This is a genomic window from Halomonas sp. AOP43-D1-4, from assembly GCF_052446175.1.
GTDB lineage: Bacteria > Pseudomonadota > Gammaproteobacteria > Pseudomonadales > Halomonadaceae > Vreelandella > Vreelandella citrativorans.
In genome coordinates, this window is the sequence record NZ_JBQSVY010000008.1 from 83,944 (window position 1) to 98,411 (window position 14,468).

The 14,468-nt window shown below is 53.6% G+C and carries 12 protein-coding genes; 4 read left to right on the forward strand and 8 right to left on the reverse strand.

All coding sequences use genetic code 11. The features are described from left to right. Positions 1–44: 44 nt before the first annotated feature. Both ACT3RQ_RS10305 and ACT3RQ_RS10310 read left to right on the forward strand, forming a co-directional pair. Positions 45–497: a tripartite tricarboxylate transporter TctB family protein gene (locus ACT3RQ_RS10305; RefSeq protein WP_176372196.1), complete on the forward strand. Its 453-nt coding sequence runs from the start codon at positions 45–47 to the stop codon at positions 495–497. Then, the gene (locus ACT3RQ_RS10310; RefSeq protein WP_087108047.1) at positions 497–1,999 is read left to right on the forward strand and encodes a tripartite tricarboxylate transporter permease; all 1,503 of its coding nucleotides are present in this window, start codon (positions 497–499) and stop codon (positions 1,997–1,999) included. The genes ACT3RQ_RS10305 and ACT3RQ_RS10310 overlap by 1 nt, the downstream gene beginning before the upstream one ends. A gap of 119 nt (positions 2,000–2,118) precedes the next feature. Here the strand turns inward: ACT3RQ_RS10310 and ACT3RQ_RS10315 are convergent, their stop codons facing one another. The 3 genes from ACT3RQ_RS10315 to ACT3RQ_RS10325 form a co-directional block, all read right to left on the reverse strand. Then, positions 2,119–3,141 carry a methionine synthase gene (locus ACT3RQ_RS10315; protein ID WP_444680429.1) on the reverse strand — a complete coding sequence of 341 codons (1,023 nt, stop codon included), beginning with the start codon at positions 3,139–3,141 and terminating at the stop codon, positions 2,119–2,121. A gap of 28 nt (positions 3,142–3,169) precedes the next feature. Then, positions 3,170–4,153 (reverse strand): DUF1852 domain-containing protein, encoded by a 984-nt coding sequence (locus ACT3RQ_RS10320; RefSeq protein ID WP_444680430.1) that lies wholly within the window; start codon positions 4,151–4,153, stop codon positions 3,170–3,172. 360 nt (positions 4,154–4,513) lie between these two features. Next, positions 4,514–5,746 (reverse strand): MFS transporter, encoded by a 1,233-nt coding sequence (locus ACT3RQ_RS10325; protein WP_444680431.1) that lies wholly within the window; start codon positions 5,744–5,746, stop codon positions 4,514–4,516. Between the two features lie 174 nt (positions 5,747–5,920). On the opposite strand from ACT3RQ_RS10325, the gene ACT3RQ_RS10330 reads away from it, so the two are divergent. Together ACT3RQ_RS10330 and ACT3RQ_RS10335 are read left to right on the forward strand one after the other, a co-directional pair. Further along, complete coding sequence (locus ACT3RQ_RS10330; RefSeq protein WP_444680432.1) at positions 5,921–6,532, forward strand: TetR/AcrR family transcriptional regulator; 612 nt, start codon at positions 5,921–5,923, stop codon at positions 6,530–6,532. Positions 6,533–6,696: 164 nt separating this feature from the next. Then, positions 6,697–7,005 carry a hypothetical protein gene (locus ACT3RQ_RS10335; RefSeq protein WP_149573861.1) on the forward strand — a complete coding sequence of 103 codons (309 nt, stop codon included), beginning with the start codon at positions 6,697–6,699 and terminating at the stop codon, positions 7,003–7,005. Between the two features lie 35 nt (positions 7,006–7,040). Here ACT3RQ_RS10335 and ACT3RQ_RS10340 read toward each other — a convergent pair whose 3' ends face one another. From ACT3RQ_RS10340 to ACT3RQ_RS10360, 5 genes are all read right to left on the reverse strand, one after another. Next, on the reverse strand, positions 7,041–7,991 hold the full coding sequence (locus tag ACT3RQ_RS10340; RefSeq protein ID WP_444680433.1) for a DUF808 domain-containing protein: 951 nt from the start codon (positions 7,989–7,991) through the stop codon (positions 7,041–7,043). A 190-nt stretch (positions 7,992–8,181) separates the two neighbouring features. Next, the gene (locus ACT3RQ_RS10345; RefSeq protein ID WP_444680434.1) at positions 8,182–9,069 is read right to left on the reverse strand and encodes a GIY-YIG nuclease family protein; all 888 of its coding nucleotides are present in this window, start codon (positions 9,067–9,069) and stop codon (positions 8,182–8,184) included. A 24-nt stretch (positions 9,070–9,093) separates the two neighbouring features. Next, the gene (locus ACT3RQ_RS10350) at positions 9,094–12,255 is read right to left on the reverse strand and encodes a type I restriction endonuclease subunit R (RefSeq protein WP_444680481.1); all 3,162 of its coding nucleotides are present in this window, start codon (positions 12,253–12,255) and stop codon (positions 9,094–9,096) included. Further along, the gene (locus ACT3RQ_RS10355; RefSeq protein WP_444680435.1) at positions 12,255–14,141 is read right to left on the reverse strand and encodes an RNA-binding domain-containing protein; all 1,887 of its coding nucleotides are present in this window, start codon (positions 14,139–14,141) and stop codon (positions 12,255–12,257) included. The genes ACT3RQ_RS10350 and ACT3RQ_RS10355 overlap by 1 nt, the downstream gene beginning before the upstream one ends. Then, positions 14,138–14,464, reverse strand: coding sequence for a hypothetical protein (locus tag ACT3RQ_RS10360; protein WP_444680436.1), 327 nt, complete (start codon positions 14,462–14,464; stop codon positions 14,138–14,140). The genes ACT3RQ_RS10355 and ACT3RQ_RS10360 overlap by 4 nt, the downstream gene beginning before the upstream one ends. Positions 14,465–14,468: the final 4 nt, after the last annotated feature.

Genomic DNA, 14,468 nt, shown 5'->3' on the forward strand with positions numbered 1-14,468 from the left:
GCCGGGCATTGATTTATTTGCTCGGCCTTATGGGAGACATCATTATGCTAAATCGCGATATCGTTGACATTATTACGGGGATGGCACTGGCAGCTTTTGGCTTAATTATTGCCGCCTATGCCACTACGCATTATAACCTTGGGTCACTTCAGCGTATGGGGCCTGGCATGGTTCCTATGGGCATAGGATCGATTATTGCCCTGCTTGGCATAATGCTTTCCATTGGAGGCGCATCGCGCCCACATTTTCCAATGCCAAGCATTGAGTGGCGCCCGCTAGCCGCTATCCTCAGCGGGATTTTGGTCTTCTCTCTTGCAGTACCACGTGTTGGCTTAGTACCTGCCATTTTCCTGTTAACACTGATCACCTCGCTTGCCGATAAGCAGTTGCGAATCAAGACGGTTTTGGCACTCATCGCCTTTCTCATTCTGGTGGCCATTTTGATCTTCCGCTTGGCACTTGGCATGAACATACCGATCTTCAGGTGGGCATTCTAATGGACTTTTTTGGCAATCTTTCACTTGGTTTGCACACCGCACTTTCGCTCAGCAACCTGTTTTTCTGCTTTGTTGGCGTGTTTCTAGGAACACTGCTTGGCGTTATTCCGGGCGTTGGCGTTTTAGCCGCCATTTCCATGCTGTTTCCCATAACGTTTCATATGGAAGTGACATCAGCACTCATAATGCTGGCAGGAATATGGTACGGCACGAGTTACGGTGGCAGCACGGCGTCTATCCTGCTTAACGTGCCAGGCACGCCTGCCAATGCGGTGGTCTGTTTAGATGGCTACCCGATGGCACAAAAAGGTCGTGGTGCCGTTGCTCTGTTTATGACCACAGTGGCCTCTTTCGTTGGCGGCTCCATCGGCATCGTCATCCTGACCCTTTTCGCACCGGTGATTGCACAATATGCCTTGAGCATGGGCCCCGCTGAGTACTTCTCATTAATGCTGCTAGGGCTAATTGCGGCGACCGGTATTGCTGATGGCTCCGCAGTCAAAGGCTTCGTCATGGTCATGCTGGGTATTTTCCTTGGCAGTATCGGTACCGACGTTTACACAGGCACACAACGTTTTGCCTTTGGTATCCCAGAACTCGGTGACGGCATTAGCCTGGTAGCACTGGCCATGGGAGTGTTCGGGGTAGCGGAGCTCATTATTAGCGTTGGCAGTGTTAAGGCAAACCGCTTTAAATCGTCTGACCTGACGCTACGCGCCATGAAACCTACGCGCGATGATATGCGACGTTCGTGGTTCCCGATGCTGCGCGGCTCAAGCATTGGCTCATTCTTTGGCGCCCTACCGGGAACAGGCCCGTCACTGGCCGCGTTTATCGCTTATGCAGTGGAAAAGCGCTCATCCAAAGATCCAAGCCGATTTGGTAAAGGAGCAATTGAAGGCGTCATGGCTCCGGAATCCGCCAATAACGCAGCGGACCAAACCTCGTTCATTCCGACTCTGGCCTTGGGTATACCCGGTAGCCCGACAATGGCACTAATGTTAGGTGCGCTCATTATTCATGGCGTTACACCTGGCCCCGGTCTGATGACAGAGCAACCGAGCCTTTTCTGGGGTCTCGTCATGAGCTTCTGGATCGGTAATATTATGCTGGTTATCCTTAACGTTCCTCTTATTGGTCTATGGGTACGCCTGCTTGCCGTCCCTTATCATCTGCTGTTTCCCGCCGTATTGATGTTCATTTGCCTGGGCACCTACAGCGTCAATAACAGCTCGTTCGACGTACTATTGGTGATGATATTCGGTGCGTTGGGCGTTTTGATGCGCAAACTGGCTTTCCCTGCGGCGCCGCTCATTTTGGGGTTTGTACTTGGCCCGATGATGGAGGACAACTTCCGCCGCGCCATGCTGCTCTCGTCGGGAGATTTTGCGACCTTCATTGAGCGGCCGATCAGCGCCACCATCCTCGCCATTGCTGCGCTGATTTTGATATGGAGCTTTTTTTCCACGCTTAAAGCACGCCGCGCGCTTGCTCAGGGCTAAGCTAGATCTGATTTACTTAATCTGAACGCTTGCTCTGCCATGTATAGGAGCAGGCGTTCAAAGTCGTCAGCCCCACCTCGTTCCCAGATAGAAACCAGATTTTTACTGACGTTAAGATATCAAAGCTCTTTTCGAACGATCTCCGCTCCAGCACTCAAGGCACTGAGTTTACCCCTGGCGACCGAGCGAGAAAGCGGCGCCATGCCACAGTTGGTGCAAGGGTAAAGCTTGTCGGCATCAACGAATTGAAGTGCCTTTCTAAGTGTTGCGGCGACTTCTTCCGGCGTTTCGATGGTGTTGGTGGCGACGTCGATGGCACCCAGCATCACCTTCTTGCCGCGAAGAAGTTCGATCAGCTCGATGGGCACGTGGGAGTTCTGGCACTCCAACGAAACGATATCGATGTTGGATTTTTGCAGCCGGGGGAAGACTTCTTCGTATTGTCTCCACTCCGATCCCAGCGTCTTTTTCCAATCCGTATTGGCTTTAATGCCATAGCCATAACAGATATGGACAGCGGTTTCGCATTTGAGCCCTTCAATGGCTCTTTCCAAGGCGGCGATTCCCCAGTCATTCACCTCATCGAAGAATACGTTGAACGCAGGTTCGTCGAACTGAATGATATCGACCCCCGCTGCCTCCAGTTCTCGGGCTTCCTGATTAAGTGCCTTGGCGAATTCCCACGCCAGCTTCTCACGACTTTTATAATGATCGTCATACAGCGTGTCGATCATGGTCATCGGGCCCGGTAGCGCCCATTTGATGGGCTGGCGGGTTTGCTGGCGCAAAAACCTGGCATCTTCGACGAAAACTGGCTTATGGCGGTTGATCTCGCCCACGACCGTCGGCACGCTCGCATCGTAGCGATTGCGAATTCTCACGGTTTTGCGCTTTTCGAAATCGACGCCGCTAAGGTGCTCAATAAAGGTCGTCACGAAATGTTGACGCGTTTGCTCGCCGTCGCTGACTATATCGATACCGGCCTGCTGCTGTTCCTGCAGCGACACGCGCAGCGCATCCTGTTTACCTTCAATCAACGCCTCGTCTTGCAGTTTCCAGGGCGACCAAAGGGTTTCGGGCTCAGCAAGCCAAGAGGGTTTGGGCAGGCTGCCCGCCGTCGAGGTGGGTAAGTGTTTACTCATGAGTCATCATCCCGTGCGTTTGATTAGGTTAAAGCGAGCCATTGGAAGACCACTGCTCAAGCATCGCCTGATAGGGTTTGATGAAGTGCTCTTCAGCAAACTTCCCCTGCTCGGCGGCCAATTGGCTACGTTCTTCTCGGTCGTAAACGATTTGCGTGAGCGAATGGTCCGGGTTCTTCAAGTTGGGTTGATAGACGTTGCCCGCAACCGCATTGGCGTTGTAGATCTCAGGCCGGTAAATCTTCTGAAAAGATTCCATGGTGCTGATGGTGCCGGCAAGCTCAAGATTGGTGTAATCGTTGAGCAGGTCGCCAGAAAAATAAAACGCCAAGGGGGCAGCACTATTGGCAGGCATAAAGTAGCGAACCTGAAGCCCCATCTTCTTGAAGTACTGCTCGGTCAGCGAAGACTCGTTCGGCTGATATTCAACGCCTAATACGGGATGCTGATTATCGGTTCGGTGATAGATCTTGTTATCCGACACGCTCAAGCATATGACGGGAGGTTTCCCGAAATGCTCTTTGTAAACGGATGAATTCACGAAGCTTTTAAACAAGTTGCCGTGCAGAACACCAAAATCATCTGGAATACTGAAAGTCGACTGGTGCTTGTTATGCTCTAAAAGGCGCACGCTAAAGTCGTAATCTCGAACATAGGATGAAAAGTTGTTCCCTACGATACCGTCGATGCGTTTGCCGGTTTGCTTGTCCAGAAAACTGGTTTTGAGTATCTCGATGATTTGAAAAGGCGCTTCATGGCCTCCTGCGCCAACCTCCATACTCACGGAAATGATGTCGAGTTCGACGGAATAACGATGCCCTTCGGGATTATCCCAATGCACCAAGGCATTGAAACGATTATTGATCATTTCCAGCGTATTGCGCAGGTTCTCGCGCCGCCTTTCGCCCCGGGCCAAATTGGCAAAGTTGGTCGTGATACGCGTATTGTCCGACGGACGATAATGCTCATCGAAGCCGATACGCTTAATAGTAAATGCGACGTCGTTATTCATCGTTATCTGGCATCCAATGTTGAGGAAACGGAGTCTGTTCTTCGCTCTTATTGGACTGCTCGGCAGGTTCAATCCGGCATCTTCACAGCGTTTGTGCCTGACGGCCTGGCCAACAAGAAGCTGCGAAGGGTCTATAACGAAGAGCACTGTGGATTTTATACAGGAGCCTGAAGATGAATAAAAATGTCTTTATTTCATAGGAAGTTTAGAAATATTCATAATTGCCGGTAGCGTAGGTTTAGCCCGCCCCCATTGCAGCCCAGGATGACCCGGCACGCATGGATCCACGGATGGTGCGGATCACACTTCATGCAGGTCATCCTGCCGCTCTTTTAAGCTGCTGCGATAGAGGCGCTTCTATCAAGCGCCGCTTGAACTGGATTCTCCCAGGGTTTCTGCATTTCGCGGGCCAGGTTTGAAAGCATGCGCACGCGCCACCCAAGCGACGATGAAGGCGATAACCAGCAGGATCACCAGCGACCAGGGGAAGGCGCCTACTCCCCATGAATCAAGCAGCATACCGCCAGCAACGCCACCACCCGCAATCGCCGCATTCCATGTCACTACATTCATGGAAAGCGCCACATCGGCACCACTTCCAGCCGTATCCGCCAGCGCGGTTTGCAGCAGAGTGGAAGCCCCACCGAAGGTGACGCCCCACACCGCAATGCCGATAAAGACGACAACGGGGCTTTGAGTGTTCAAACCAAAGATGAAAGCGGTGATCGCGAACGCAGCAAGGCTTGTCAGCACCGTGGTTCGCAAATGACTGTCCACCAGCTTGCCGGCAATCCAGATACCGCCAAGTGATGCAACGCCAAAGGTTAATAGCGCCAGATCAATCCGTTCGCCGAGCCCCGCGGCCCCCACGAACGGAGCAATGTAGGTGTAGAGAATATTGTGGGCCAGCATCCATGTGATAACCACGGCAAGCACTGGCCGCACGCCCGGCGTCGTAAAGACTTTTCGCAATGGCATACGCTCGCCTGCCGACTGCCCGGGATAGTCGGGAACCTTGGCCATTACCCATACAACCAGAACAAGTGTCAACGCGGACATGACCCAGAAAGCGGTACGCCAGCCGGCGATCGAGCCCATGTAGGTGCCAAGAGGCACCCCCAGAGCCAACGCCACGGGGATGCCGACCATCGCCACGGCCATGGCACGCCCCTGTTGATGAGGCGCCACCATACGCCGCGCATAACCCGCGAGAAGACTCCAGGCCAGCCCGGCGGCAACACCGGCAAAGAAGCGGGCAATCAGCGTTATGCCATAGCTACTGGACAGCGCCGTGATCGAGTTGAAAACGAAGAATCCGATGATGGTGAGCAGTAGGACATTGCGCCGCCGCCATCCACGTGTCGCAATCGTCAACGGAATTGCCGCCAGCATCGACCCCAGCGCATACGTCGTCACCATTTGACCCGCCAACGCTTGACTGATCCCGAGCCCTTCACTGATTTGAGGCAATAACCCTGCTGGCAGCGTTTCTGTCACGATGCAGATAAAGCCCGTCATGGCCAAGGCCAGCAGTGCGGACATGGGCAGCTTATCGGTCGCCGCCGATTCTGCCTGAATAGAGGAGTAAGCCACAAGAATACCCTTTCGAAGATGAAGGTTAGCGCAGGGCAGCAGGTACCCAGAGCATTTTTCGAAACATATGTATCGATCGGTATAAATATGTGACACCGAATAGATTATTGTCAACGACTTTTGTATCGACTAGTATATAAGTCGTCTGCATTTAGTAACGTAAGGGAGTTCGCAATGGCACAGATGGGGCGCCCCAGAGTGTTTGATCGACAGCAAGCCATTGAGCAAGCGATGCACCTTTTCTGGGAGCAGGGTTACGAGACAACGTCTCTAAGCCAACTCAAGGCTCAGATAGGCGGCGGCATCTCTGCGCCCAGCTTTTATGCGGCTTTCGGCTCCAAGGAAGCCTTGTTCGAAGAGGCGGTTCAGTGCTACCTGGATAGCTACGCCCGCGTGACAGACGGCTTATGGGATGACGCCATACCGCCCAGAGAAGCGGTGGAACTGACGCTACGTCGTTCGGTGAAAATGCAGTGCGAATCCGGGCATCCAAAAGGCTGCATGGTGGCCCTGGGGACCATGAGCGCATCAAAACCCGAACATACGCATGTGACAAAGCCGCTGGCCGTTTCACGGGCGCGTACTCATGCCGGGTTTGTACGCTGCGTTGAGCGTGGCATTGCCGCGGGCGAGCTTTCCGAAGGGACCGATGCACGCGCCCTAGGCACGGCGTTCAGTAGCTTTCTGCTGGGAGTATCACTATCAGCAAGAGACGGCATCAAGATATCGGCCTTCAATGCCTCTATTACAGAGCTCATGAAATTGTGGGACACCGCACGTCATTAGCAGCGCTGAGGAAAGGCTGTCAGCACGGCGGGAGCAACCGTTTTTAGCCATTGCATAAAGCGTAGAGAGCAGTGAAATGAAATTGGACGAGCAAAAAGCTATTATCCCGCTAAATAGTTTTCTGTAGACTTCATGCACGCTTATATTCTTTCACTGGACACGCTATGCATAACTTATGGATTCCCGTCGTCGCCATTTTCGTCGTGGCTGGCCTGATATTCGGTGGCCAGGCCTATTCCGAGGCCCAGCGTGATGCCCACATCGCCGAGACGATTTCGGAGCGTCTTAATAGCCAAGCACCGGCCGAAATTTCCAACCTGGCGACTGTCAACAAGGGGTATGGGGTGTGCGGCGACTATGCGCTTTCAGGCGCCGAGTCCGGTCGCTTCTACTACAACAGCAACACCAAGCGACTGGCGTTGGGCACCGATGCCCCGCTGTATCGCGACAACTGTGAAAGCGTTTATAACTAAACTCTTGGTTCTCTGGTACACCCGTCGCGGCCCACTTATGCCGAATGCGCCTTCTGGAAGGGAACGAGGTGCAGCACACCCACCACCACCGAACCCACCAAAAAGCCAATCACCGCAGAGCACAGTGTATTGAAGCTCCAGCCCAGCAGGCCGCCCAAGGCACCGGTTGCCTCGCTAATGCCATGCTCAATGTGGTGTACCCACGCATAGGGCGCGTTGAACCAACCCGTTCCCTCGGCACCCAGATTGACCATCAAAATATGCCCACCCACCCAGAGCATGGCGATGGTACCCACCACGGCGATGGCCGCTAGCACCTTGGGCATGGCCGTCACTAGACCACGGCCTAGTTTCTGCATGCCCGAACTGTCCCGCTGGGCGAGCTTCAGGCCGACATCATCCATCCTGACCAACAGCGCCACCACGCCATATACCAGAATAGTGATAACAAACGCGACCACCACCAGGCTCGCCAGCTGTGACCAGAACCCCTGATGGGAAACAGTAGAAAGCGCGATCACCATGATTTCAGCAGACAGAATCAGGTCGGTGCGAACGGCACCACTCACGATCTTTTTCTCAGCTTCCGGCCCTTTCTCTACCGCAGGCTTGTCGTCGTCATGCTTGCCAGAGAGCTTGTGCCAGACCTTCTCAGTGCCCTCAAAGGCCAAGTAGGTGCCGCCCACCATCAGGATGATCGGCAGTAGCGCGGGCAAAAAGTGATTCAACAGCAGCGCCACCGGCAGGATAAAAATCAGCTTGTTGCGGATCGACCCCAATGCGATTTTCTTCACAATCGCCAATTCACGCTCCGCTGCCACCCCCTGCAAATATTGCGGCGTTACCGCCGTATCATCCACCACCACCCCGGCCGCCTTCGCCGTTGCCCGCCCAGCGGCGGCACTCACATCGTCCAGTGATGCAGCGGTCAACTTCGCCAATGCGGCAATGTCATCCAGTAATCCTATTAAGCCGCCTATGGCCATGGATGTTTTCTCCGTGAATAGCAGGTGTAGATAGTAAAGCGCATAGCGGGTTGGGCGGAGCGCGTCTTTTGTACTAAGGGCAATGCTGTTTCAGTCTCCCTCTCAATTAGCTGCCACTCGTTGAGTATGCTTAAAAACGGCACCAAATGGAGGATATTATTGACCCTAAGAAAAGTTCATTAAGCACATATTAAATACTCGTCAAGCGCTCGTCCTGAATAGCTTTCAATGTTTTGCCGTTCGCATTTTTCCAGGCAATCCGCCCGTTTGAAGTGCCACCAACCAATACGCCAGCGGCGGTAGAAGGCGACGAAAAACGAAAATCCTGGGTGAAGACCAGCTTTCTATCCAGCGGAGCCAGCACGCCGCGCTCTTGGAGGAGCTGGCGCTGTTCACGCATGTAGTCGTGAATAGATATCGTTTCTTCAACACGGGCTAAAGAGCCTTTTAATACCACGAAGCCATCCGCCACTTCTCTACCGGTGCCTTCAGCTCCACGCTCATTTAGATAAAGCGTCAATGGCTGCTCAGCTTTTTCTATTTGTTTGGTAGCGGTCTGACTGCTAGCAGACTCAAACGCATCGATCCCTAGCAAAGGAAAAATCACCAGCATCTCGACTAAAAACCACTCGGCATCAGCACGATCAGCCTCTGAAAGCGGCGGTAGAGCGGGGAAAGTGCCGTTATCCAGCGCCCACTGGTTAGCGGTCTTCGCCAAGGCCAGTAAACCTGCTTCTAGGTAACGCACATTGGCTTTGTTCAAGCCTTCGTTGGTGCTAGTGAAGGCAACCACCCGCGTCCAAAACTCCTTACCCGATACATGCTGTTTGATACGTTCCCCGAGCACATCGGCTTCGCCTACATACAACTTGGCCGCACCATCTTCCGTTAGCCTGGTGAGCACATACACGCCCGGCTGGACCATTTCGCTTCTGGCCAGCGCACGCTCCAACTGAGAGCGATTAGCCACCACCGCCCTGCCCGTCCAGTTGGATTTCTCGACCACGCGCAGGCCTTCAGGGGTGCCATCAGCGAGAAAGATGCGGATGGAGGTCGGGCGGGCTTGGGTGGATGTCATGTTGATTCCATACTGAGGGAGGAATTAATTAGCTGTCCAATGATTCGATAAAACCTCTGCTTGCTGCAGTATTAGCTCCACAGCTTCCGGAGCCTGATCGGGCGGGTATTTGTAGCGTTGTAATGTGCGGCGCACCAGAATCCTCAGCTTCGCCCTTACGCTTTCCCGCACCTGCCAATCGACAGTGGTAGATTTGCGTAGCTTTTCCGTGATCTCGACGGCGATGGCTTTCAGGATTTCGTCGCCCAGTTCACGCACCGCACTTTCGTTGCTGGCCAAGGCGTCGTAAAAGGCGACCTCGTCCGGGTTCAGGCCAAGAGCGGCATCCCGCTCCAACTCCGCCTGAAACTGCTTGGCCATCGCGATCAGCTCTTCAATGACCTGCGCCGTCTCAATGCCCCGGTTGTTGTACCGACGCAGGGTTTCCTTCAAACGGTCCGCATACTTCTTCTCTTGAACAACGTTGTTGCGGGTCTTGGCTTTGATGTCATCTTTGAGCAGCTTTTCCAAGAGCTCTACGGCGAAGTTCTTATAGGGCATCTGACGAACGTCTTCCAGAAACTCATCAGAGAGCAGGCCGATATTGGGCTTGTCCAAACCGCATAAAGCAAAGACATCGGTAACGCCTTCGGAGACCACCGCATTGTCCAAAATCTGTTTGAGAGCGGTATTCTTCTCTTCCTCGGTGAGCTTCTTGTCAACACTGGTGAACTTGGTGATGGCAGTCTTCACCTGGGACAGGAACGCCAATTCTTTTTGTAGCGCCTGGGCTTCATCCAGCGTGGCGCACAGGGAGAAGGCTTTGTTCATCGCCAGCACGGTATCCAGGAAGCGTTTCTTGCCATCTTTAAGGCTAAGCACGTAGTTAGCGGTGGCTATCAGCCATTTATGTGGTTCAGTATCGAACCCTCTGTAGTCAAAGCCATTACCTTTGGGGCCGGGGGCGAACATGCCGTGGATGACATCAAGCTTTTCTACCAGGATGGCGTAGGCCTCTTCGGCGCTATGGGTAGGAGTTCCTTTACCCTTGGCGTCGGTGTAGATTTTCAGAGCATGTTTGAGCTCATTGGCAATGCCGATGTAGTCCACCACCAAGCCACCGGGCTTGTCTTTGAACACACGGTTGACCCGGGCAATGGCCTGCATGAGATTGTGGCCCTTCATAGGCTTGTCTACGTACATCGTGTGACAGCAAGGAGCATCGAAGCCGGTGAGCCACATATCCCGTACGATCACCAACTTGAGCGTGTCGTTGACGTCTTTAAAGCGTTTTTCAAAGCGCTTTTTGGTTTTCTTATTGTAAATGTGCGGCTGTAGCAACGCCCGGTCAGAGGCGGAGCCAGTCATGACAATCTTGATCGCGCCTTTCTCTGGGTCATCGTCGTGCCACTCCGGTCGAAGTGTCACCAGCGCATTATAGAGATGCACTGCAATTTCCCGGCTCATCGCCACGATCATGCCTTTGCCAGTAATGGTGCTGGAACGGGTTTCAAAATGTTTTACCAGGTCTTCTGCGACCTGTTGTAAGCGCGGGCTGGCACCCACTAGCTTTTCCAAGCGGCTCCACTCGCCCTTGGTTTTTTCACGGTTGCCAACGTCCTCTTCGTCTTCCACTACTTCATCAACCTGAGCCGAAAGTTCTTCGATCTGGTCGCGGTTGATGTCCAGCTTGGCCAGACGTGACTCATAGAAGATGGGCACCGTCGCTCCATCGTCGACGGCATCTTGAATGTCGTAGATGGAGACGTAATCGCCAAACACGGCGCGGGTGTCTTTGTCTTCGCTCTCAATAGGGGTGCCGGTGAAACCAATGAACGAAGCATTAGGCAGAGCATCCCGCATGTGGCGGGCGTAACCAAACTTGTAGGTGCCGTCTTTCTTGAGGGTGGCTTTCAAGCCGTACTGGCTACGGTGGGCCTCATCGGAGATCACAACAACGTTGTGTCGATCGTTCAGTACCGGGTGGCCAAACTCATCATTCAGCAGGGCAAACTTCTGCATCGTGGTGAAGATAATACCGCCAGATTCCCTCTCCGAAAGCAGCTGACGTAAGGTATCCCGATCATCCGCCTGCACCGGCTCCTGCTTGAGCAATTCTCGGGCGGCGCTGAAGGTGGCGAACAGCTGGCCATCCAGATCGTTGCGGTCGGTCACTACAATAAGGGTGGGGTTATTCATTGCGGGCTGTTGCAGTAGCTTGCCGGCGTAACAACACATAGAAATGCTCTTACCCGACCCCTGGGTATGCCACACCACCCCGGCTTTCTTGCTGCCAGGATGCACTTCATCGCCATAAACCGCACGTCTCTCTCTGGCATGGAAGCCCTGTTCTGGCGCCTGGGCGGCAATGACTGTGGCACGCACCGCTTCACGCACCGCATGAAATTGATGATAGCCTGCAATCTTCTTGATTAGCTTGTGCGCGTCCGTCTCGAAAATCACAAAGTAGCGGATATAGTCCAGCAACAGTTCCCGATCAAAGAACCCCCGCACCATGGTTTCCAGTTGCCACTCCAGCAGAGGCTTGTCGTCCTCGTGCTTGAGGGTACGCCAGGGCATATAGCGCTCTTGGCTAGCAGTGAGGGAGCCTATCCGGGCCAGATAGCCGTCACTGATCACCACCGCTTGGTTGTAAACGAATAGATCCGAGACTTCCTCCTTGTAGGTCTGAATCTGGTTGTAGGCATCCCAGATATTCACGTTCTCGGCACTGGGGCTTTTCAGCTCCAATACCGCCAACGGCAGCCCATTGATAAAGCAGATGACATCCGGACGGCGCAGCTGCTTGACACCCCCGATGGTGAACTGGTTGATGGCCCTAAACCGGTTAGCGGACAGTTCGCAGAAATCCACCAAAAAGACCTGATCATGAACCACCTTATCGTCGCGCTTATACTCTACCGGCACGCCGTCCAGCAGCAGGCGGTGGAAGGCCCGATTGCTGACGACCATATCCAGGCTTCCGGGTTTGCGCACCACGGACACCGCTTGCTCAATGGCACTCTGGGGTACGTGCGGGTTGATACGGGCAATGGCCGCTTCAAGATCCGCCAGTAACAACACCTGCCGGTAATCCGCCCGCTCTGGGGCGTCACCCTCTGGGGCAAGATCCGGCCCATTGGCGATTTCCCAGCCGCCTTCGGCGAACCATTCCAAACAGTGTTGCTCTAGGGCATCTTCAGTGATCACTGCGTATCGTCTCCTAGCATGTAGGCCTGCTGCGGATGATTGGGCTTGGTTGGGTACTTCAACCGTAACTTTCTTGATTTAACCATGGGTTGCAGGTATCGCTTTCGCAGAGACTCCGCCGAACGATTGAGCAACTGCTCCAGCTCTTCAGGACGAAGCGGTTGGCGTTCGCACAAGGCCAATATTACGGATTCAACGTCAGATCTTGATGCTTTTTTTCTTTCCGCAATTGGCCGAGCAATATCCTGTAGTTCTGCCAAAGGTCCAGAGCTGCCCTCCAAAGGTCCGGACCTATTATTCAAAGGTCCGGACCCAAGCTCCGGACCTTTGGAACTTAACGTCTCATCAGCACCATTCTCACGCAGCAGGTCATTAGACCGTGCGTCCGGAAGGAAGTAGACAGACCCACGTCCCGCGCCCTCTCGCTCAATCAATCCTTTCTCGACCAATCCCGACAAAAGTGTTGTCAGATCCCGAGGATGTATATCGAGGATCGACATCATCCGTCCATGATCCACGGTTGTTTCAATCTGGGCTGTGATAAGCACTAGCCTCTCACGGTCCGTCAGTTGTGAGAACGTCTCTTCCCCAAGGACCTGTTTAAGCTCCTCTAGGACCTCTTCTGGCACCAAGCTCAACATGTGGAGTTCGAGTAGGGTCTGATCACTGGGACTATCTGCCTCCCGAAGAACCGGCTCACGCCAGTGCTGACTAACCCACCCCTGGAAAATCTTTGGAAGACCTGATCCAGCGTTCTCACCGAGACCAATAAAGCGGAACATATCTTGGAGCAGACGATTCCGACAGTCGCTGTTGCCACCGACCAGTGCAATATCTCTCGGGACTCGCATAAGTCCGGGGTTTCGAAAGCCAAACATGTCGGGTCTTTTTACGATCAATACAGAGGCACGACCGGAGAAGTCCGCGTGAACCAGCGTGTTCACTAGCGCTTCGCGCAGAGCTTTGTGCACAGAGGTGTCGTCTTGTCGTTGATCTCCCTCGAGCAGGAACGGGATTTTCAGGTCTGTTGTCAGCTTACGTATCACTCGCCTATAAAAATCGAAAACGTTGCCCGACCACGAACCGTCCAGTGTTAATCGATCAACCCAGCGAAGTTCCGCCTTTGGCTCCGGCCGCTCCTGGTAGTCCAGCATGTAGTTGGGGAAGGCTTCTTTGATTGCGGTCAGGTGGCCAAACATCAGCAGACCAGCCCGTGTCAGCCCGGAGCGCCCAGTTTCGCGGTCCCTTCGCCAGCCACCGATGCGATACAAAAACTCTTGCGCATCCAACTGGTTCCAGGGATGGTCGGGCTGCCGGTTAATGTACATCTGGCGGTATTGATTGAAGCTGTCTATGTCCAGATCATCCAGCCCATAACCTTGCAATGTCTCACCGTCGCGGGTGTCTTCCACCTGCTCAGCCAACATCCTGCGGACGGATTCCTCACTCTGCAGTTGATCGGTACTGTTAAAGCGTTTGTAGGTGCCGAGCAGAGGGTTGCCCTTGATATATACCGGTCGCTGTTTACGAGTCGCCTGAGGCACATGCACATGGATAACTGAGTGGCCATCAATTTCGACCACCTTGACCCACCGGTCGCGAAGAACAGAGGAACTGACCTTTTGTGGATTATTTAGCCCTGTCCACAACTCGTCGATCACCTTGTGCGGGTTTACAATGCCAGAAAGTTCGAATTGCCCAGCTGATCGTTCCCTAATACCCAGAAACACATCGCCGCCATAAGTATTAGCAAAGGCGCTATAGGTTTCCCAGAAATCCTTTGGGAGTTTGCCCTTGCCGTCTTGGCCGGCGGCCAATTTGCATTCGACATCGACGCTTTCTTTCAGTGCGGCTATGTCCTCTACTGAATAGATCTCAATCATAACGGAGCATTACCCCTGGCGCGCGGTCTGGAGCTAACCCGATAGCCAACCGAAATAATGGCATCGAGATTGTCGTGTTTGACGCGGCGAACCTGGCGATTGTCCTCCTGACGAACTACTAAGAATTCCTTAGTAATTGCCAGCTCCTCCAACTCATCGTCTTTAAAGATGTTTCGAAGGTGCATCAGCACGTTCTCAGGGCTGGTATCAAAGAGTTGGCCCATCTGGGCCTGACTCAGCTGGGCCGTTTCCTGCTCAAGCGCCACTTCCAGCTGCGTCTGGCCATCGGTTGAGGTGAGGATGTGTACTTGTTGATCAACCATCTGG